Below are 21,072 nucleotides of genomic sequence, written 5' to 3' on the forward strand. Positions count from 1 at the left end.
CTGCCCGACGGGCTGCGCCGGTGCGAACCCGGTCGCGTCAGTGGTCATTTCGCACTCCTGTTTCCTCGTATGCGGTCGTCCACGCGACCACGTACTGCCGCTCGGGCAGGCCCGGCGGATTGGATGTAACGCGCATCCGTACGTCGTACGAATCGCCCCCGTACATCACGCGGAGCCGGTCGGTCTCCGCCGCCACCACTCGGTAGTCGGCCGGACGTCCCCGCAGTCCCGTTCCGCGCAGCTTCGCGACGGCCTCCTTGGCCGCCCAGAACCGCGTGAACCAGACGGTCTCACCGGCCGGTCCGTCCGGACCGGACCCGGCGTCGCCTCCGGCCGCCTCGCGCAGCAAGGCGAGTTCCTCCCGGCCGCACGCCGTCTCGACGGTTGCACGCGGCCGTTCGGCGATCTCCTCGATGTCGATGCCGCACGGGCCGCGCCGTGCGATCGCGACACCGCACTCCGCGCGGTGCGCGATGGACACGACCATGCCGTCGCCGACTTCGCGGCCGTGCACTCCGCGCACGAAGGGCCGGCCCTCCTCGTCGTTGTGCACCGCGATCTCGGCGGGGTAGACGTCGTCCGCGCCCTCCGCCCACAGCACGTCGCGCACCGCGTCCTTGGCCGCGATGCGGCCGAGGAGGAACTGCCGCCTGCGGACGGGCGGCAGCTCGGCGTAGCCGGTGCGTTCCGCTCCGCCGAGGACGTTGCGCATCATCAGCTCACGCGTCGCCAGGTCGGGCCAGCGCTCGTGCACCTGCGAGTAGCCCTCGGGGTACCGGGTGGAGAGGGTGTTGGAGCCCGGGAAGCGGTCCACCGCCCGTATGCCGGGGTCGGTGTCGAACCGGCGGTCAGTCCAGCCTTCCAGCTCCGCCCACACGCGGCCCCGGTGGAGCAGCTGCATGTCGGCGGTGAGCGTGCTGTGCGTGATCCCGGTGATGCGGATCGCGCAGTCGAGGCGCTCACCGGGGCCGGGTTCGGGTCCGTGGAAGCGGATGCGGTCCATGCTCACGGGGAAGACCGTGGTGCGCTCGGTGAGCGTCGCCATGATCCAGTAGCCGAGGAGCTGTCCCACGTTGTCCAGCAGGGCGCCCGGCGCCTCCGGTGCGGTGAGCACGCCCCGTACGTGCCGGTCGCCGATGGCGGTCAGTTCGCTGACCCCCTGGAAGAGGGGGCCGTGGAACATCCACCTCTCGGTGTAGAGCTGTTCGGCGCGCATCTCGGGGACCCGTTCCGTGGCCGGGTCGAACGTCCAGGCCGCGGGCGGCGGTTCGTGGCCCGCGGCGAGCTGGACGACGGCCTTGGACGAGCCGGTCAGAGCCACCTCGACCTCGTCGGGGGCGGTACGCCGCACCGTCACGGGGACGTCGTGTGCGGGGACTGCCTCGATCCACTTCAGCAGCCGCACCTCCCGCAGGCCGACGGCGCGCATCCCGGGCGCCGATCGTTCGGCGAACTCCATGAGGTGCTTGATGACGGTCGTGGCCGGAACGATCGGCCAGCGGTCCGCCGGGTCGGGCCAGCCGGGACGCTGCCGGAAGAAGCAGTGGTCGAGGAGGTAGGGCATCTCCTCGATGTCCACCCGGAGGACCGCAGGCACATCCGGGGTGCGGGGCGGCGGAGCGGCGGCCGCGGGTGGTGCGGCGGCCGGGCGCTGCGCGGGCACGGCCGGGCGCCGTACCGGTCCGCGTGCGGGTGCCGCCCTGCGCGCCCCGGCGCCGATGAGGTCGGCGGCGGCGGACGCCGTGTCGTTGAGCAGTGCGGAGAGTTCGGCTGCCAGCGGATTGCGCGAACCGGCCTGGTCGAGACGGGCGAGTGAGGCGGAGGCCGGGGCTGCTGCCGCAGCCGGTTTCGCGACGGTGCCCGTGGCCGCTCCCGCGAGCGTTCCGCGTACTGATTCGGGAAGGGAGACGAGCGCTCCGCCCAGGTCCAGCCGTACGCCGGGCCGCCTGGTCCCGGCAGCCGCCCGCTGCGTCGCCGCACGGGCCGGGACGGTCGCTCCTCGCGTGCCCCCCTGCAGAAGGGGCGTCACGTCCGGTGCGGCGCCGTCCACCCACAGCGCGGTGACGACCCTGCGCAGCTGCGCGAAACTGTCGCGGTTGCCGGCGTGGGCGGAGACGACGAGGTGGTCGCGTCCCGAGAGGGAGTCGTCGATGAGGGAGCCGAGCTGTCCCGCGCCGAGCTGGATGAAGGCGCGGTGGCCCGCCTCGTACATCGCGGAGATCATCAGCCGGAACCGCACGGGCTCCAGCAGGTGCCGTACGAACAGTTCCCGTACGGCTTCCGGCTCCTGCGGATAGAGCGACGCCGTCGTCGCGGACCATACGGGGGTGGTCTGCGGGTGCAGGGTGTAGCTCTCGGCGGCGCTGCGGATCGGGCCGAGGTACGGGGCGAGCATCGGGGTGTGGAAGCCGGAGCGGAACGGCAGCACCTGGCCGATGACGCCGCGCGCACGCATGCGGACGACGATGTCCTCCACCGCGTCCTCGGGGCCGCAGATCATCGACTGGTTGGGCGCGTTGTCGTGGGAGAGCACCACGTCGTCGCGGCCGTCCAGTTCGGCGAGCACCTGCTCGGCGGGCATGCCGAGCACGCCGAAGACGGCGCCCGGCACCCGCAGGGCGTCCGGGTCGAACTCGGCGAGGAACGCGTCGACTTCGTCGGCGGAGTGGATGCCGCCGCACGCCATGGCCGTCCATTCCCCGACGCTGTGGCCCGCGACGGCGTCGGGGACGACGGAGAGCCTGCGCAGCGCGGCGTCCAGCACCCTGCCCAGCTGGAAGACGGCGGCACCGTGCCGGCCGACGTCGCCGACCTTGGCGCCGTTCTCGTCGTCGCCGTGCGGCCATTCGAGCCCGAACCGCTCGGCCAGCTCCGCCACTTGCGGTTCGAACTCGGCCTCCAGGCCGGGGAAGACGAACGCCGTACGGCCACCGGCGGCGCCGAGCATCGGACGGGGGCTGAACCACACGTCGCTGCGGCCCCGCCACGGCGCGCCCTTGCTCACCGCCTTCCGGGCCAGCTTCAGCCGCCGGGCCGTGGGGTCGACGATGCCGAGCCGGCACGGCTCCGTCACTTCGGCCTGCTCGTCGAGTCCGGCCGCGAGGACGGCCGAGTCCTCCCGGTCCAGGAGGACTGCCAGGGCCTCGGGGCTCTCGGCGGCCAGCCGCAGCACCCGCTCCGGTTCGGAGACGGTGGCGGTGGTAGTGGGGGTAGTAGCTGCGGCGGTGGGTGCGGCAGTGGCCGGGGTCGTGCGGCCTGCGGGCTGTTCGAGTACGACGTGTGCGTTGATGCCGCCGAAGCCGAAGGCGTTGACCCCTGCCCGGCGCGGGGCTCCCGACTCCGGCTGCTGCCAGGGGCGTACCTCGGCGAGCGGACGGAATCGGGTGCCCGCGAGAGCCGGGTGCGGGTCGTCGCAGTGCAGGGTGGGGGGCAGCACACCGTGGTGCACGGCGAGCGCGGCCTTGATGAATCCGGCGATCCCCGCAGCCGGCATCGTGTGGCCGATCATGGACTTCACGGACCCGATGGCGGCGGGCGCACCGCCCACCGCCCCGCCGAACACCTCGGTGAGAGTGGTCAGTTCGGCCTCGTCGCCGGCGGGTGTGGCGGTGCCGTGGGCCTCGATCAGACCGATGGCGTCCGCGGCGCGCGGGTCGAGTCCCGCCACGTCCCACGCCTGGCGTACGGCGCGCACCTGGCCGCCGGGGTCGGGGTTGAACAGGCTCGCGGACCGTCCGTCGCTGGCCACTCCCGTACCGGAGACGACGGCGTAGACGCGGTCGCCGTCGCGCTCGGCGTCCTCCAGCCGCTTCAGCACCACGACGCCGGTGCCCTCCCCGATGAGCACGCCGTCCGCCCCGCGGTGCAGGGGGCGGATCTGCTGGCTCCGGGAGAGCGCGCCGAGCTGGCTGAAGACGCTCCACAGCGTGATGTCGTGGCAGTGGTGCACGCCGCCGGCGAGCATGATGTCGCAGCGCCCCGCGTCCAGTTCACGCACCGCGTGGTCGACGGCCACCAGCGACGACGCGCAGGCCGCGTCGACGGTGTACGCCGGGCCGCGCAGGTCGAGCCGGTTGGCGACCCGCGAGGCGGCCAGGTTCGGGACCAGCCCGATGGCCGACTCGGGGGCCTCCGGGCCGAGCTGCGCGGCGAAGGCCGCCCGCACCTGCTCCAGCCGCTCGTCGTCGAGCTCCGGCACCAGCTCGCGCAGGGTGCGCACGACCTGGTTGCTGGTACGCACCCGCTGGTCGAGCCGGACCAGTCCGGGCGTGAGGTAGCCGCCGCGGCCCAGGACGACACCCGCCCGCTGCCGGTCCGCGGGCAGGACCGTCTCGCCGCCCGCGTCCTGGATGGACTGGTGCGCCACGTCCAGCGCGATCAGCTGGTCGGGCTCGGTGCCGGGCACCGAGTTGGGCATGATGCCGAAGCGGGTCAGGTCGTACTCGGCGGCCTGGTCGACGAACCCGCCGCGGCGGCAGTAGACCCTGTCGGCACGCCTCGGCCCGTCCGCCGCGTAGAACTCCTCGTCCCAGCGCCCGGCAGGCACGTCGGTGATGGCGTCGACGCCGCCGAGGATGTTCCGCCAGTAGCCGTCGAGGTCGGCCGCGCCCGGGAAGAGCGCGGCCATGCCGACGACTGCGACCGGCCTGCGGGAGGGGGTGGCCACCGGTGTCACCATCCTGATGCAGCGGAGACCACCGCGTGCACCGTGGGCGCCCCCCAGGCGAGTTCGCGCAGCAGACTCAGCGGCCCCTCCTCGGGGTCGATGAGCTTGATGCCCCGCGCCGCGTAGGAGCGCATCAGCTCCGGGGTCACCATGCCGCTGTTGGTCTCGGACGCCGCCCACGGACCCCAGTGGACGGTGAGTCCGCGGCGGTCCTCGGTGGACCACCTGCGTCCCAGCTCCTCCAGGGCGTCGTTGGCCGAGGCGTAGTCGCACTGGCCCCGGTTGCCGAGGGCGGCGGCGATACTTCCGAACAGCACCGCGAAGCGCGGGCCCTCGGGCAGCGCGGCCACCGCGTCGAGCAGCACGCGGGCGCCGTCGGCCTTGGTGGAGAAGACCCTGCGGAAGGAGTCCGGTGTCTTCTCGGCGATGAGCTTGTCCTCGATGACTCCGGCCGCGTACACGACTCCGTCGAGCCTGCCGTGTTCGGCGTGTATCTCCTTGACGGCGGCACGGACGGCTTCCTCGTCCATCACGTCCACCGAGCGGTAGCGCGCCTGGCTGCCCGACTCACGCAGCGCGGCGAGGGTTTCGCGTACCTCACGCTCGGACAGCACGGCAGCGACGGCGCGTTCGATCTCCGCGGGCGACTTCATGCCGGAGCTGATGAAGGCGCTGCGCAGCTCGTCACGGCCGCGCGCCGAGGCGGTCGCCGGGTCCTCCGCGTCGGCCGGCACGGGTGTGCGGCCCAGGAGTTCGATGCGGCAGCGGCTCGCGTCGGCGATCGTACGGGCGAAGCGTGCGGTGATGCCGCGGGCGCCGCCGACCAGCAGGACGACCGAGTCGCGGTCGAGACCGGCGGCGGCCGCCTCGGAGACGCCGTCGCCCGCGGGTCCGGCGCCGGTGGCGGCGACGGCGCCCAGGTCGGTGCGGGTCAGCTTCAGGGCCCGCCTGCGTCCGCCGTCGGCGAGGACGACGGGTTCGCGTTCCGTGGCGCCGAGTTCGGCGACGAGGGTCTCGGCGACCCTGTCCAGGCCGTCGTCCGAGCCGACCTCGACCAGGGAGGCGGTCAGCTCCTCGTACTCCCGGGCGACGCTGCGGAAGAAGCCGCGCAGGCCCGTGGCAGCACCCTCACCGCGGCGGTCGACGGCCAGGAGACGCTTCGGGCCGGCTGCCAGCACCGACTGGAACAGCGGGAACATCTCCGGGAGTTGGGTGTCCGGCGACTCGAAGGCGTGCAGGTGCACGACGGCGTCACCGATCCGCTCCGGCAGCTGCCCCTCGGGGACGGTCTGCGGTACGGCGCCGGCCGCGGTCAGCTTCTCGGTCAGGAGACCGGCGAGCGGGCCGCTGCCGAGGAGCGTCACCGTGGTGCCCGCGGGGAGCGCGGCAGCGGGCGCGGGCAGCTCGGTCTCGGTGAACTCCAGGCGCTGCGGCGGTACGACGACTGCTTCGCCGCCGGCCGCTGCCGGTGCGGCCTCCTCGGCGGGGACCGGGGTCTCGTCGGCGGCGGGGGCGCCACCGCCGAGCCGTGCCATGAGCAGTTCGGTGATCCCGGCAGCGGTACGGGCGGTGCTCAGCTCGTCCAGGTCCGCGTCCTGATCGACGGGCAGACCCAGCCGCACCGCCAACTCACCCGCGATCTCCGCCCTCTTGATCGAATCCACACTCAGATCCGCCTCCAGATCCAAGCCCGGCTCGATCATGTCCACCGGATAACCCGTACGCTCCGCCACCACCGCCAGCACCGAACCCAGCACCGCATCCGCATCCAGCACGGGAGCAGCAGCGGAAACGGCCTGCACGACGGGAGCAGCAGCCGGTGCGGCGGCCTGGGCGGTCGTGCCCAGGCGTGCCATGAGCAGTTCGGTGATCCCGGCAGCGGTACGGGCGGTGCTCAGCTCGTCCAGATCCGCGTCCTGATCGACGGGCAGACCCAGCCGCACCGCCAACTCACCCGCGATCTCCGCCCTCTTGATCGAATCCACACTCAGATCCGCCTCCAGATCCAAGCCCGGCTCGATCATGTCCACCGGATAACCCGTACGCTCCGCCACCACCGCCAGCACCGAACCCAGCACCGCATCCGCATCCAGCACGGGAGCAGCAGCGGAAACGGCCTGCACGACGGGAGCAGCAGCCGGTGCGGGGACCGCGGCGGAGGCTGTGGGGGCGGCTGTGGGGGCGGGGGCCGCGGCTGGGGGAAGGGCGGCCGGCAGTGTGACCGTCGGGGACGGCAGTGTGTGGTCTCCGGCTGCGGTGGGGGGAAGTTCGGTGGCTCCCAGATAGCGCAGCAGCACGTCGCGCTGCGCTGTCACCATTTCTCTGCTGGTACGCAGGAATTCGGCTATGAGAGCGTCCGGACCGGACAGCGTGACGCCGTCCTGGGTGGGGGATTCCGGCACGATGAGCTCCGTGACTGGGCGGGCTGGTTGCAGGGCGTTGGGCGGGATGGTGCCGTCGGCGAGGCGGATGAGCTGTCCGTCCACGGTCCAGCCGGGGGACTTGACCGGGGTGGCGGTCTCCGGGTCGACGGCGTCGCGCCCCTGGAAGAGTTTTCCGGTGCGTACGTCCGTACCGGCGACGGCGAGTTGTGCGACGCCGGAGAGCAAACCGTACAGTCCTCCGCGCCGCGCGTCGTCGAGTGTGACCGTAGTGTGCGGACGGTCACCGAGGACGGCCGAGACCAGCCTGGTCAGGACCTTGCCCGGGCCGACCTCCGTGAACACGCGGGCGCCCGCGTCGTACATCGCCTCGATCTGGTCCGCGAACCTGACCGGCGACCCGATCTGCCCGGCCAGTCCTGCGCGCACCGCATGGGGGTCGGTGTCGTAGGGCTGGGCCGTGCTGTTCGCCCAGACGGGAAGGGCGGGCGCGTGCACGTCCATCGCGGCGAGCGTCCCGGCGAACGCCTCGCCCGCACCCGCCACCAGGGGGCTGTGGAAGGCACACGCCACCTGGAGGGGCTTGGCCGAGAAACCGGCGTCCCGGAGGTGGCCGACCGCCCTGGTCACGGCGTCGGTGGGACCGGAGATCACCGTCTGCTTCGGCGAGTTGCGGTTGGCGGTGACGACCTCGCCGTCCAGGCCGGCCAGTCCCAGCACCTCTTCGACCTTCCCGGGTACGGCGGTCACGGCCGCCATGGCACCCGCGTCACCGTCCCGGACCTGGTCGAGGATGGCCTCGGCGCGTGCGGCGCTCGCGGTGAGCACGTCCTGCGGTGCCATCGCGCCGGCGACTCCGAGCGCGACGAGCTCGCCGTAGCTGTGGCCCGCCGCCATGTCGGGACGGATACCGAGCGAGCCGAGCAGATCGGCCGCCGCGAGTTCGACGATGCCCAGGGCGGGCTGGGCGACTGCCGTGTCGGTGATGCGCGCCAGCTGCCGCTCCTTGGTCTCCTTGTCGAACGCGGCGGGCGGGTAGAGCGCGTCCGCCCAGCGCGAGCCGAGCTGGAGGTACCGCTGCAGTTCGGGGAAGGCCACGAAGAGATCGGCCAGCATGCCGGGACGCTGGCTGCCCTGGCCGGGGAAGAGGAACGCCAGCGCTCCCTGTCCCCCGGCACTGCCCGCGCCGTCGCCGGCGTCGGCGGGAGCCGCGTAGATGCCCTGCTTGGGGTCGTGCACTCCGTCCGCCGCGCGTCGCAGCAGCGCGGTCAGCTCCTCGACGCTCTGCGCGAGCAGGGCGATACGGACGGGCTCGCCGCGTACGGCGGCCGAGTCGCTGACGCGTGCGGCGCCGCGTGCGTAGTCCCGCAGGCGCCAGTTGCCGCCTCGTCCGGACTGCTCCACCTTCTCCAGCAGCCTGCGCACGGCGCGCTGCCCCGCTGCCGCGTCCTTGCCGCGGAACGTGAACAGTTCGACGGGCCACTCGTCGCTGGCGTGCACGGGCGGTGCCTGGTCGTAGGCGCGCAGGACGGCGTGGAAATTGGTGCCACCGAATCCGAAGGCGCTCACGCCGGCGACGCGCCCGGCCGGTTCGGCCGCCCAGGGCCGCGCCGCGTCGTGGAAGTAGAACGGGCTGCTGTCCGCCTTCCAGGCCGCGTTGGGCTGCTCGATGTGCAGCGTCGGCGGCTTGATGCCGTGGTACAGGGCCAGCGTCGTCTTGATCAGCCCGGCGAGTCCCGCGGCGCACTTGGTGTGCCCGATCTGCGACTTGACGGAGCCGATGGCGCAGTTGCCGGGCTCCGCACCGGCTTCGGTGAACACCTCGGTGAGGGTCGCCAGTTCCGTACGGTCGCCGACGACGGTGCCCGTACCGTGCGCCTCGATGAGACCGACCTCGGCAGGTGAGACACCCGCGTTGCGGTAGGCGCGGGTGAGGGCGGCGCGCTGGCCCTCGGGCCGCGGCGCGGTCAGGCCCAGGGCCCGGCCGTCGCTTGCGCTGCCCACGCCGTCGATCACGGCGTAGATGCGGTCCCCGTCGCGTTCGGCGTCCGCCAGCCTCTTGAGGACGACGCACCCGACGCCCTCGCCGAGGGCGATGCCGTCCGCGCTCTGGTCGAAGGTGGAGGAGCGGCCCGTCGGCGAGAGGGCGTGCACGGAGGAGAAGAGCAGGTAGTCGTTGATGCCGTTGTGGAGGTCGGCGCCGCCGCACAGCACGACGTCGCTCGTACCGGTGACCAGTTCCTTGCAGGCCACGTCCACGGCGGTGAGGGAGGACGCGCAGGCGGCGTCAACCGTGTAGTTGGCGCCGCCGAGGTTGAGCCGGTTGGCGATGCGCCCGGCGATGACGTTGGCGAGCATGCCGGGGAAGGAGTCCTCGGTGAGCCGGGGCAGCTGCTCGTCGAGTGCGGCGGGCAGGTCGCCCACGTAGGCGGGCAGCACCGCGCGGAGCGCGCTCGCGTTGGACAGGTCGCTGCCCGCTTCGGCTCCGAACACCACGGACGTACGGGAGTGGTCGGCAGGCCGTCCCTCGTAGCCCGCGTCGGCCAGGGCGCGGCGCGCCGCCTCCAGGGCGAGCAGCTGAACCGGCTCGATGGCCGCGAGTGAGGCCGGGGGTATGCCGAAGCTCAGCGGGTCGAAGGGTATTTCGGGCAGGAAGCCGCCCCACCGCGAAGGAGTGCGCTCACCGTCGCCGTCCTCCGCGAAGTAGATCTCGGGGTCCCAGCGCTCGCCGGGCACCTCGGTCACGCAGTCCTTGCCCGCGAGTACGTTGGCCCAGAACGTGGAGAGGTCCTCCGCTCCGGGGAACATGCCCGCCATGCCGACGACCGCGATCCGCAGCGGATCGGCGGCGGGTTCCTCCGACGCCCCTCCCCCGACTCCCAGTTCGGCGCGCAGCTGCCCGGCGCGGGTGCGGAGCCGGTCGGCGGCGTGCGTACCGACGGACTCGTGCAGCGCGGCGACGGTGGTGACGTCCTCACGCAGCACGACGACCTCGCCGGCCATGAACATGCCCTCGGCGCCCTGTCGTTCCTCGTCCACGCTGCGCAGCTCCGGGCCGACACGCTCGATGCCCTTGCTGGCGACGCGCAGCCTGCCGACGTTGAACTTCTCCAGCTGCTCCCAGATCTCCCGGTCCGGGACTCCGGCCTCGCTCAGCTTCTGCTTGAGCCCCGCGAAGTCGGCGGTGAAGGCGCTGTGCGCGCAGCGCGTCGCGTGTCCCGGTGCGGTCTCCAGCAGGTCCGTGCGCTCGGCGGCGACGACCTGCTGCTGGAAGAGCGGCTGGATGGCTCCGGCCCGCACCGCTTCCTCCGTGAACAGGTATGCGGTGCCCATCAGTACGCCGGTGGGAACCCCGGCCCGGGTGAGTGGGGCGGCGAGCGCAGCGACCATCGACGCCGAGCGTTCGTCGTGCACTCCGCCGGCGAAGAGAACGGTCAGTGCCCCCGCCGCCTCGGGTCTCTCCTCGGCCAGGAACTGCTGCAGCACCTCGACCTGCGCCTCCCAGAGCGGGAAGCTGTTGCGGGGACCCACGTGGCCGCCGCACTCGGCACCTTCGAAGATGAACTTGCGCGCCCCTGCGGCGAGGAACTGCCGCAGCAGCCCCGGCGAAGGCACGTGGAGGAAGGTCGAGATCCCCTCCGCCTCCAGCGCCGCGGCCTGCGCCGGACGGCCGCCCGCGATGATCGCGTGGGTGGGGCGCACGTCGCGTACGACGTCGAGCTGCGCCGATCTGATCTCCTCGTCGGCGAATCCGAGAACGCCCACGCCCCAAGGGGCGTCGCCGAGCGACGCCTTGGTGGCCTCCAGCATCGTCCTGGTCTGCTCCGCGCCCGCCAGCGCGAGTGCCAGGAAGGGCAGCGCGCCCTCGGCGGCGACGGCGGCGGCGAACTCCGGCTGGTCGCTGACGCGGGTCATCGGGCCCTGCGCGACGGGCAGCCGGGTGCCGAGCGCGAGGGCGCCGGGCGAGCCCGCGCCCAGGGCGGTCGCCGGCTCGTCGTCCTCGATCGCCGCCACGACGGCCTCGCGGACACCGCGGACGGCTTCGGCGACGGTGCTCCAGCGCCGGGCGAAGGAGGCGGCCAGGAAGGCGTCCTGTCCGACGGGCAGGAACTGGGTGCGCAGATCGTTCCCGCCGACACGGGCCGCGAACTCGGCCTCGTCCTCCGGCAGTTCCGGTACGCCCGGACCCCGCCGGCGCAACACGCGCACGCCGTGGTGCAGCACGGTCTCGGAGCCGTCCAGGCCGTCGAGCGCCTCCGCGACGTCCAGGGGCAGTCCCGCCTCGTCGAGGAGCGCCAGCTGGGTGTCGAGCACGACGCCTTCGGCCCCGCCGGTGACGGCGGCGGCGGCGGTGTGGGGGCCGATGCCGCCCCACGCCCACACGGGCAGGTCGATGTCCGGGTCGGCGAGGACCTGCTGAAGCAGTACGAACGTGCTCAGTTCACCGGCGCGTCCGCCGCTCTCGGTGCCGCGGACGATCAGGCCGTGGGCTCCCGCGGCGGCGGCGCGCAGCGCCTCGGCACGGTCGGTCACCTCGACGAGCACCCGGCGTCCCGCGAACTCCTCGGGCGAGCGGGCCGGGTCGGCGAGCAGCACGGTGCCGGCCAGGGCGGGAAGGCCGGCCACGGTCACACCGCAGCCCGGACGTACCCGGACACCGAACGGGCGCTTCGACCAGCGGTCGGTGCGCTCCAGGTTCTCGGCGACCGAGCGGGAGTCCCCGACCGGCAGTTCCAGTACGCCCAGTGCACCCGCTGCCGCGGCGGCCGCGGTCAGTCGCGGTGACGGCCGGTGCACGGGGTTGACCGCGATGACCAGACTCGATCGCGAGGACACGTCGGACGCGTCCGTATCCAGCATCCTCATGATTTCTCCCGACTGCACGATCACCTCGGTCAGCTGACCATGCGTAGTAGACGGGACGGTTTTCCATGCGGTCAACTGACTCCTCCCCGCCTGTTCGTCACTCTCAGTCAGCTGAGAGCGTCGTGGCCACGACAGGGCATTTCGCCCCCTGTGGCGCAGCAAGCAGGGCCTTCTCCCGCGCGTAATCCAGACTCAACGCAATGGACATTACGTTTGTCATGGCCATGTAACCGTCCGCTTACATGCCACACCGTGACTGTGTGGCAGATCACAGCTCTGAGGAGCAACCAGGAAGCACATTTCGCAGTCGGCAACTCACCACACGTAGCCGGTGATTCGGGTCGCCGGTGAGCTGCTGAGCGGCACTGTAGGGCCGCGTGCTCCCGTCGGTTGCGTATTTGTGCTAGTCCCAGCGGTCTTTGTTGAGGAACCGGGCGAGACCCCGCCACGAACCGGCTCCCATGACCCCGTCGACGGGGCCGCCGTAACCATACTCGGCCGCCAGCCGCTGCACAGCCGACCAGGTCTGCGGCCCCGGATCGCCGTCGGCCGGGCCCGTGTATCCGTAGTGGTCGCGCATGTTGCGCTGAAGTGCGGCGTATGTCTGCACACCCGGGTCGCCGTCGACGGGGCCGCCGTAACCGGATTCCAGGGACAGCCACTTCTGGGCCCGCTGCCACATGACCACTCCGGGCACGCCGTCCTGCTCGGTGGTGGTCTTCGGCAGAGTTCCCCCACCGCCGGAGCCGCCGAGGAAGACGAGCGGGTCGATCCGCACACCGCCCGGGTCGATCATGTGCCAGTGCACGTGCGGCCCCGTGGAGGACCCCGAGCCGGGCGCTCCGGGCTCCCCGCCGGAACGTCCGACGATGCCGCCGGCGGCGATCGAGGCACCGTCGGCGAGCAGGAACTCCGAGAGGTGCATGTACTGAGTCCGGTAGCCGTTGTCGTGCTGGATGGTGACGGTATGGCCTCCGGTGCCGTTCTCCGGGAGGTTGGTCACGACTCCGCCGCCCGCGGCGGGAAGATCCGTGCCCACGCCCATGCCGTAGTCGATGCCGCCCAGGGAGCCCCGGTCGATGTGCTCCTGCCAGGTACCGGTCATCTCGTAGCCGGCGAAGGGGTTGTGGAAGGACGCCGCCGCGCGGGCGGTTCCGGTTCCCAGCAGGCCGCCCCCACCTGCGGCCAGACCCAGCGTCACGGCAGTGCCGCGCATCAGTGAGCGTCTGGTGAGCCTGGGTCTCGCACCCGAGCTGGAGTCGATCATGGGGGGCCTCCTCGGCGACTGTCCCGGTGGGGGTCGGAATGTCTACGCGCGGAGAAAATTAAACGCCTGGTACTCACGAGTCACAAGAGGCCCGTAGGCAATGGCAAGTACCTGCCACGAATTCATGTGTAACTAGTGGCTAGGTGTGGCCATTTCGGCTGCCGGAGAGTCGTTCTGACGCGTTTTCGGCCGTCTGAGAGGTCTTCAGGCCAGCTTCGGTCGCCTCACCGGCGTCAACCTGCCGCTGTTTTTGGCCTCTTCGGACACCGGCCTGGACAGCAGGACCTTCACGCGCTAGCGCTGCGGCCGGGAAGGTCTGCCGGGAAGCTCGCGGCGTCCGGTGCGGTGCGTCGCAAGGCGGAGGTTCCCAGCAGCAGACGAACCATGCGATGACGAGACCCACGAGGATCTCCGCCGGAAGGCCGGCGACGGCCGACGGCACCCAGCCTCGCACGGAGGGTTGTCTAAACCGATTTAAACGGGCAAGGTGCGTCCCTCCCGAGCCCGCAGCTTTGAGCCGAAGGTGAGAGCCCGCCATGCCCGTCCCCCGCAGAAGCCTCCTCGCCCTGGGAGCAGCCGTGCCTCTCGCGGCCGGACTCGGTACGACCCCAGCAGCGGCGAGCGGCACCGACTCCCGCCCGACGGACGGCGGAGCGCTCGCAAACCCAGCCCATCTCGACTTCCTCGGCGACACCGTGCGTCCGGAACCGGTCCCCGGGCACGACACCTACCGGCTGCGCGAGGAGCCCGCGCTGGGCGCACTGTGGACGTACGCCGACCGCCGGCAGGACGGCTCCTACCGCCGCATCGGCGGCGGCGCCCTCGACCCGCAGACCGGGCACTACGAGCAAGGCGCCTACAACGCCGACGACATGGCCCGTGCCGCGGTCGTCCACCTGCGGCACCACGCACTCACGGGAGCGGCCGCCAGCGCACGCTCGGCCCGCCAACTCCTGCGCGGGCTCTGCTATCTGCAGACGACGACGGGCGCGCACGCCGGGAACGTCGTGCTGTGGCAGCAGGCCGACGGAACCCTGAACCGCAGTGCCCTGCCGCCCGAGACCCCCGACCCCTCCGACTCCGGCCCCTCCTACTGGCTGGCCCGTTTCCTGTGGGCCCTCGGAGAGGGATACGCCCTCTTCCGCCGGACGGAGCCGCCCTTCGCCTCGTTCCTGCGCACCCGCTTCGAGCTCGCGCTGGACGCCCTGGAGCGCGACGTCCTCCCGCGTTACGGAACCTGGGAGACGGCCGACGGCCGCCGCGTGCCCGGCTGGCTGATCACCCATGGCGCGGACGCCAGTTCGGAGGCGGTGCTCGGCCTCACCGCGTACGTGCGGGCCGGAGGTGGGCGCCGGGCCACGCGGGCGGCGGCCCGACTGGCCGAGGGCATCGCCTCGTTGCGTGCGGGTTCCGCGGAGGAGTGGCCCTACGGCGCGATGCTGCCCACGGCCACGTCCCTCTCCCAGTGGCACGCGTGGGGTGCGCAGATGCCCGCCGCGGTGGCCGAGGCGGCCGACGTGCTCGGACGTCCGCAACTGCTGGCCGCGGCCCTCTCCGACACGGCCGGATTCACACCGGAGCTGCTGACAGCCGGAGGCTGCGACAACGGGTGGTTCCCGGCGCCCGCAGACCGCAACCAGATCGCCTACGGCGTCGACTCACGTCTCCAGTCCCTGCTGTCGGCCGCCGAGCACGGCCGTCGGCCCGGCCTGTACCCGCTGGCGGCCCTCACCGCCGCGTGGTACTTCGGCGCCAACGCGGCGGGCGAAGCGGTCTACGACCCACGGACCGGTGTCACCTTCGACGGCATCGGCCCGGACGGGAAGATCAACCGCAACTCCGGGGCGGAATCCACCATCCACGGCCAGCTGTCCATGCTCGCGCTGGACGCCCTCGCCCTGCGCGGCCTGTCTCTCGCACTGTCCGCGCTCGACCGGATCGCCGAGCGCGACGGGCTGCGCGTGATGGAGGCGGAGGAGGCGGAGCCGGCCGGCTCCGCGGAGATCGTGCGTCCCGACTCCCCATGGACCGGCGAGTCGCAGTACAGCGGCGACGCGTATGTACGGCTGTCGGACGGGGACGGGCTCTCCTGGCGGCTGCCGGAAGGGAAGCTGCCCCTGCTCGTCTCCCCCGTCGTCGACCTGGTCGACCGGCCGGGAGCGGGTGTCACCGTCTGGCGTACGGACGCTCGCACGCTCGGCCGGATCGACCACGGCACCGGCGGCCCGCAGGGGATCAGCCCCGCGCCGGGGGCCCTGACTCCCGTGGCGCTCCCGGCCGCCGTGCGCCCGGGCGAGCGGCTGCACGCCCGCGCGGAGGGGGTGGAGAAGGGGGCGCTGCGAGTGGACGCGCTCCTCGTGCGGCCCGTCGTGTCGCGGCTCGTGCTGAGCGGGCCGGAGAAGTCCCTGGCGCTGCTGAACAACGGGGACGGACAGGAGCACACCGTCGAGGTGTCGCTGCCCGGAGAGGGACCCGTCACCGTCGACCTGTACGACGAGCGCGCACGCCACACCGGGCGCCACATGGACAGCGGTGACCCGACCCGAGTGACCGTCCCCGTACGGGGGTTCGCGATCGCCCGGCGGGGCTGAGCCCGGCTGGTCCTCCTGCTGTTCGCCCTGCTGCTTCCGCCGGCCCGGGACCGCGCCCCGCTGCCTTCCGTGCTGCGCTACGCCGCGTCCGTGTCCGCGGCTGCGCTACTCCGTGTCCGTGTCCGTGGCTGCGCTACTCCGCGTCCGTGTCCGCGGCTGCGCTACTCCGCGTCCGTGTTCGCGTCCGTGTCCGTGTCCGCGTCGGCCCGGCGGGGGCGTGCCCGCCACGTCCGTACCACCAGACACAGCGCCGACACGGCGAAGAGGGCAGCCGTGATCAGCAGCCAGCGTCCCCAGAAGACGCCGTCGTCGAGCCCCGTGAAAGAGGTGTAGTGGTCCACCCGTTCCAGGATGAGCGGATACCAGACCAGCAGCAGGACCAGCGAGACGAAGGCGGGCACGCGCACGTAGTTGACCTGCCCTCGCTGTCCGGTGCCGCGCGGCCCGCGCCGTCCGTTCCGCAGCAATGCCTGCAGCGCACGGTCGGTGACGGTGTAAAGCGGCAGCAGAAGCAGGTCGTGCACCAGCGCCGCGCCGGCGAACCACACCACGATGCCGAGGACGTCGCCCTTCAGCAGGCGGATGCCGGCGTACGCGGTGAGGGCGAAGGACGCGAGCACCAGGAGCAGATGGAGCGGGGAGGCGCCGTAGCGCGCCCGGAGACGTCCACGGAAACCGGTCGCGCCGTCGGGCCCGGTGCCGCCGGGGTGCCGGATGCTCATGAAGTGGCTCCGAAGGTCAGCCTGGTGACCCATTTGGTGTTGTGCACACCGGGGTTGGCCGGGACGATGATCCGCGCCGGATAGCCGTGGTCCGGTGACAGGTCGGCCCCGTTGACCCGCAGGGCGAGCAGTGAACGCGGGTCGCGTACCTGGTTCTCGCGCAGGGCCGCGGAGCGGAAGGAACCGCGGCGCTGCACGGACTCGGCGAAGACGCCCGGCGGTTCGTGCCGGAGTCCGACGAGGGCGGCCAGGGTCGTCAGACGCGGCCCGGCCCACTGCTGGTCCTCGGTGGACCACCCCTCGACGCAGGCGATGGGCAGCGCGGCGGTGTGCTGAGGCAGATCGAGCAAGTCCTGGCGGGTGAGGACCACTTCGCGGTCCTCGAAGCGGACGGTCAGCCGCCACCCGGACGAGATGTCGCTCGTACGGATGCCCACGGCGGCGGCGGTCTTGTTGATCTGGAAGCCGTTGGGTCCCGTGCCGGGCTCGCGGTTGTGGGGGGCGAGCAGCGCCGTTTCGCGGAGCGGTCCGCCGATGCTCTGGCCGGCCGTCACCGCGAGCAGTGCCAGCGACCCGGCGCCCACCATGCCCAGTGCGCCGCGCCGCGAGATCGTCGGGGGCGCGGGATTCGGAGTGACGAGGCCCGTGTCGTCCGCCGGTTCCGGCTCCGTGCGCGCGAGGGGGGTGCGCAGTTCGGCCCGGAGCCGGCCGCTGCGCAGCATCCGCACCGCGATCGGGATGCGGAAGGCGATGTGGACGACGAAGGCGCCGATGAAGATCCACGCACCGTAGAAGTGCAGGGGGTAGAAGGAGCCGGGGAAGATGTAGTGCAGCTGCGAGTTCAGCAGCCCGGTGGCGAACTCGAAGAGCGCGCCGCCCACGAGCAGCAGCAGCGAGACGCGCTCCAGCAGGTGACTCGGCGACCGCAGCGGCGGCCACGTGAACAGCTTCGGGATCACCGACCACAGCTTCGCGAGGAGCACCGGCACGAGCACCACTCCGAGCGTGACGTGCACGCCCTGTGTGAGGCGGTACAGCCACGGCGGGTCGGTGGGCCAGGCGAAGAGGTAGAAGCCCAGCAGTCCCTTGTCCGGCGTCTTGTCGTTGGGCGGCCCCAGCCCGGGGTTGTACGCGGCGTACGAGAGCAGGCCCGTCACGAACAGCACGGTCACACCGGCGAGCAGGACCGTACCGAGGACGGACGTGAGCCACGGTCCCCGCAGCGGGCTGCGCCAGAACCCGGGACGGTACGGACCCGGCGGGGGGCTGCCCGCGCCGGACGAGGACGCGCCGGACGATGACGCGCCGTGCGCGGGGCCTCCCCGTTCCCGTCGGGTCGGTGAAGGCCGGGAACTCCCGCCTCGGTCGCTGGTCTCCATGATCCGTCCCTCCGCGTGCTCGACGGCCCGGCGGCACGTCAGGACGACCGTATGACGCGGAATGTGCGCAGCCCGGTCAGCGGAGCGGCACGTCACCGGACTGTTCGATCCGCGGGTGCCCAGGGCGCGGGAGACGGGCGAGGCCCGTACGCAAGACGCCGGCCTGTGCGCCCCGTCGAAAGGGGTGCACAGGCCGGCTCTTCACATCACGGAGAGCGCTGGGCTCAGATGATGCTCACACCGTAGGCGGCAAGCGCCTCGGGGACCGGCTGGAAGAACGTCACGCCGCCGGAGGAGCAGTTGCCGCTGCCGCCGGAGGTCAGACCCAGAGCGGTCTCGCCGGAGAACAGCGCGCCGCCGCTGTCGCCGGGCTCGGCGCAGACGTTGGTCTGGATCATGCCTTCGACGATTCCGTCGGGGCCGTAGTCGACGGTGGCGTTGAGACCGGTGACGGAGCCGCCGTGCAGCCCGGTGGTGCTGCCGCTGCGCTGGACGGACTGGCCGACCTGCGCGTCGCCGGCGCCGGTGATCTCCTGGTAGGAGCCGTTGTAGAGGGAGACACGTCCGTCAGCCGCACCCGGGTCCGAGTGCTGGATCAGACCGTAGTCGTTGCCCGGGAAGCTGCTGCCTACCGTGGTCCCGATGGACCAGGAGCTGCCGATGTTGGTGCAGTGACCGGCCGTCAGGGCGAACTTGTTGCCGGCGCCGTCCTGGACGTTGAAGCCGAGCGAGCAGCGCGCGCCGCCCGTGGTGATGGCCTCGCCGCCGGCGATGTACTTGCTGAACTTGCCCTTGGTGCGGTTGATCTCGAGGGCACCGGCGTTCTTGCCGGCCTCCTTCTTGATCTTCGCGAGGTCGGCCTTGGAGACCGTGCTGTCGACGGTGACGACGACCTTGTCGGTCTTCTTGTCCGTGTACCAGGCGGCACCGCCGACGTGGGCGGTACGCAGGGCGTCGGACGCGTCCTGGAGCGCGGCGGCACTGTACGTCGACGGAGCCGGCTCGGCTGCCGAGGCACTGCTCGCCGGAAGGGCGAGCGCCGCCGCAGCGGCGAGACCGGACGTTACTGCTATGAGCCGCACGCGTCTCGCAAGAGTGCGATGGGGGGTAGTGCGCGTGATCCTCACTGATTTTCCTCCAGTTGGAGAACGGAGGGCCCTTGATGGGCCCGAGCGCGCGCGGTCAGCGGCACGACGGAGTATCTCCGCCGTGTCCCTGACAAGCGCTGGGGGGAATATTCGTTCGTCGCTCCGGTCCGCGCAAGACTCTGTTTCGGACTCGAAAAAGGGAAACTTCAGCGGCGGAACGAAATGTCACTTTGATCCGCCTGATAACGGGAGAAGCGGACAACGCGAAGGCCGGTGCCTTCACCACGCGTCGACTGCGGACACAGAACCGCCCGGGGACCGGTCCGCCGCACGCCCGGCACGGATGCGGCGTGAAAGGGGTGAAGTGGATTGCCGCGGCGTGAAGTTGCCCCCCCCCGGCCGACGGAGCGGACGCGTCAGCGGATGGGGTCGGGCTGCGGCCATGCGGCCTGCCGGGCCGTCCCGTAGGCGCTCGCCAGCCACTCGTCGTCGTAGATCGTCTCGAGGTAGTTGGCACCGAAGTCCGGGGCCACGGCGACCGAAGTGACGTCGTCGCCCACGCCGTTGGCCGCCATCCAGCTCAGCGCCCCGCTGACGACCGTGCCCGTCGATCCGCCGAAGAGGAAACCGTGCCGTACGAGTCTGTGGCACATCCGGATCGTGTCCTCCTCGGCGACGTGCACGACGTCGTCCACGCCCGAGGTGTCGAGGATCGCCGGCCGTACGCTCGTACCGAGCCCGGGTATCAGACGCCGCCCCGGCGGCTCACCGAAGGTCACGGAGCCGGCGGCGTCGACGGCCACGACGGTGACCGAAGGCAGGTTCTCCCGGAAGTAGTTGACGCACCCCATGAGCGTGCCGGTCGTGCCGGCGCCGACGAACAGCAGGTCGAGCGTGGGGAAGGCCTTGGCGATCTCCGGACCGGTGGTGCGGTAATGCCCCATCCAGTTGCCTTCGTTGGCGTACTGATTGAGCCACAGGTAGCCGGCGTCCGCCGCGCACAGCTCCCGTACGTACGCCAGCCGGGCGCCGAGGAAGCCGCTCTCCGGATGGGGCTCGGAGACGACGTGCACCTCGCTGCCGAGTGTCTCCATCACCCGCCGCGCGGCGCGCGTGCAACGCGTGTCCGTCACGCACACGAAGCGGTAGCCGCGGCTGACGGCCACGATGCTCAACGCGACGCCCATGTTGCCCGACGAGGACTCGATCAGCGTCGCCCCCGGGGCGAGCTTCTTCTCCCGCTCCATCGCCTCCACGAGCTCGGTGGCGGCCTTGAGCTTGACGGACCCGGCGAAATTGAAGCCTTCGCACTTCAGGAAGAGCCGGCGTCCGACACTGGAACGGAGATCGACGTAGAGGTCACCCACGTTGAAATCCATGGGTGTCGAGATGATAGCAGTCACCTATTGCAACCCAATCTCGTCAACGAAGCTCTCCGGCCCTCCGATTGATGATCGGGACCGCGCCGATATTTGACCTATACTGGAGCTATTGCGGACCCGGAAACCACGGTCCGGCTCTCCGGACTTCATTGGGCGCACGCTTGACGGCTCCCGTCATCGCGTCGGCGGATAATCAACGGTGATTCCCCCGCCCCACCTGCCAATGATTTTTTGCATAACCCTTGAGCAGGGAATTCCCGTGCAAGATCCTTTCTATCATGCGACCACTTGACGCCCGTTCGCAGGCCTGACTACAGTCACCGGCGCGGCGATTTGAGGACCTACACAATCGCCTGCCTGACCAGGAGCGTTCACGGGGGAAACGGGGATCAACGATGCTTCTCATGCACGTTCGACGGACTTCTCCGTCTGCCCGGCGACTCCGGTCATATCCTTGACCCGCTGTCCGCGGGCGGCCTCGACAGGGCCCTTCACGCCTCTTCGCTGAACACCCGATTCGCTGACGTTCCCTCATGACCTCAGGTCCGGGGTTCGCCTTTGCACCGGTGCCATCGTTCCACTTCACTGCGCAATTCAATGCGGAGTAGATCCGTCATTCAACGCGACAAAAGAGGAGTTCAATCGGTGATGGAGTTTCGGATCCTGGGCCCCGTGGGACTGTGGTCGGAAGGCGGAGAGATTCCGCTCAACGGCGCCAAGCAGCGCACGA

At 71.5% G+C, this 21,072-nt stretch carries 8 protein-coding genes; 1 reads left to right on the forward strand and 7 read right to left on the reverse strand.

Annotated features, from left to right (window positions below):
- Positions 1-37: 37 nt before the first annotated feature.
- From ACFPA8_RS00085 to ACFPA8_RS00095, 3 genes are all read right to left on the reverse strand, one after another.
- On the reverse strand, positions 38-4,678 hold the full coding sequence (locus tag ACFPA8_RS00085; protein WP_386440343.1) for a type I polyketide synthase: 4,641 nt from the start codon (positions 4,676-4,678) through the stop codon (positions 38-40).
- A complete protein-coding gene (locus ACFPA8_RS00090) occupies positions 4,672-11,913 on the reverse strand; it encodes an SDR family NAD(P)-dependent oxidoreductase (RefSeq protein ID WP_386440345.1) in 7,242 nt (2,413 codons plus the stop codon). Before ACFPA8_RS00090 ends, ACFPA8_RS00085 begins: the two co-directional genes overlap by 7 nt.
- 403 nt (positions 11,914-12,316) lie before the next feature.
- Positions 12,317-13,180: a peptidoglycan DD-metalloendopeptidase family protein gene (locus tag ACFPA8_RS00095; protein ID WP_386440348.1), complete on the reverse strand. Its 864-nt coding sequence runs from the start codon at positions 13,178-13,180 to the stop codon at positions 12,317-12,319.
- A gap of 536 nt (positions 13,181-13,716) precedes the next feature.
- On the opposite strand from ACFPA8_RS00095, the gene ACFPA8_RS00100 reads away from it, so the two are divergent.
- Complete coding sequence (locus tag ACFPA8_RS00100) at positions 13,717-15,771, forward strand: hypothetical protein (protein WP_386440351.1); 2,055 nt, start codon at positions 13,717-13,719, stop codon at positions 15,769-15,771.
- A 161-nt stretch (positions 15,772-15,932) separates the two neighbouring features.
- Here the strand turns inward: ACFPA8_RS00100 and ACFPA8_RS00105 are convergent, their stop codons facing one another.
- The 4 genes from ACFPA8_RS00105 to sbnA form a co-directional block, all read right to left on the reverse strand.
- Positions 15,933-16,493, reverse strand: a complete 561-nt coding sequence (locus ACFPA8_RS00105) for a hypothetical protein (RefSeq protein ID WP_386440354.1) — start codon at positions 16,491-16,493, stop codon at positions 15,933-15,935.
- Positions 16,490-17,665: a molybdopterin-dependent oxidoreductase gene (locus tag ACFPA8_RS00110; RefSeq protein ID WP_386440357.1), complete on the reverse strand. Its 1,176-nt coding sequence runs from the start codon at positions 17,663-17,665 to the stop codon at positions 16,490-16,492. The genes ACFPA8_RS00105 and ACFPA8_RS00110 overlap by 4 nt, the downstream gene beginning before the upstream one ends.
- A 431-nt stretch (positions 17,666-18,096) precedes the next feature.
- Positions 18,097-18,999 carry a S1 family peptidase gene (locus tag ACFPA8_RS00115; RefSeq protein WP_386440359.1) on the reverse strand — a complete coding sequence of 301 codons (903 nt, stop codon included), beginning with the start codon at positions 18,997-18,999 and terminating at the stop codon, positions 18,097-18,099.
- Positions 19,000-19,376: 377 nt separating this feature from the next.
- Positions 19,377-20,339 (reverse strand): 2,3-diaminopropionate biosynthesis protein SbnA, encoded by a 963-nt coding sequence (sbnA, locus tag ACFPA8_RS00120; protein ID WP_386440362.1) that lies wholly within the window; start codon positions 20,337-20,339, stop codon positions 19,377-19,379.
- Positions 20,340-21,072: the final 733 nt, after the last annotated feature.

The sequence above is a fragment of the Streptomyces ovatisporus genome, assembly GCF_042653885.1.
Taxonomy (GTDB): domain Bacteria; phylum Actinomycetota; class Actinomycetes; order Streptomycetales; family Streptomycetaceae; genus Streptomyces; species Streptomyces ovatisporus.

What these genes read in the sequence shown, in the direction of transcription:
- ACFPA8_RS00085 (WP_386440343.1), bottom strand. Translation starts at nt 4,678, where the DNA reads ATGGTGACACCGGTGGCCACCCCCTCCCGCAGGCCGGTCGCAGTCGTC.
- sbnA (WP_386440362.1), bottom strand. Translation starts at nt 20,339, where the DNA reads ATGGATTTCAACGTGGGTGACCTCTACGTCGATCTCCGTTCCAGTGTC.
- ACFPA8_RS00105 (WP_386440354.1), bottom strand. Translation starts at nt 16,493, where the DNA reads ATGAGCATCCGGCACCCCGGCGGCACCGGGCCCGACGGCGCGACCGGT.
- ACFPA8_RS00090 (WP_386440345.1), bottom strand. Translation starts at nt 11,913, where the DNA reads ATGAGGATGCTGGATACGGACGCGTCCGACGTGTCCTCGCGATCGAGT.
- ACFPA8_RS00095 (WP_386440348.1), bottom strand. Translation starts at nt 13,180, where the DNA reads ATGATCGACTCCAGCTCGGGTGCGAGACCCAGGCTCACCAGACGCTCA.
- ACFPA8_RS00100 (WP_386440351.1), top strand. Translation starts at nt 13,717, where the DNA reads ATGCCCGTCCCCCGCAGAAGCCTCCTCGCCCTGGGAGCAGCCGTGCCT.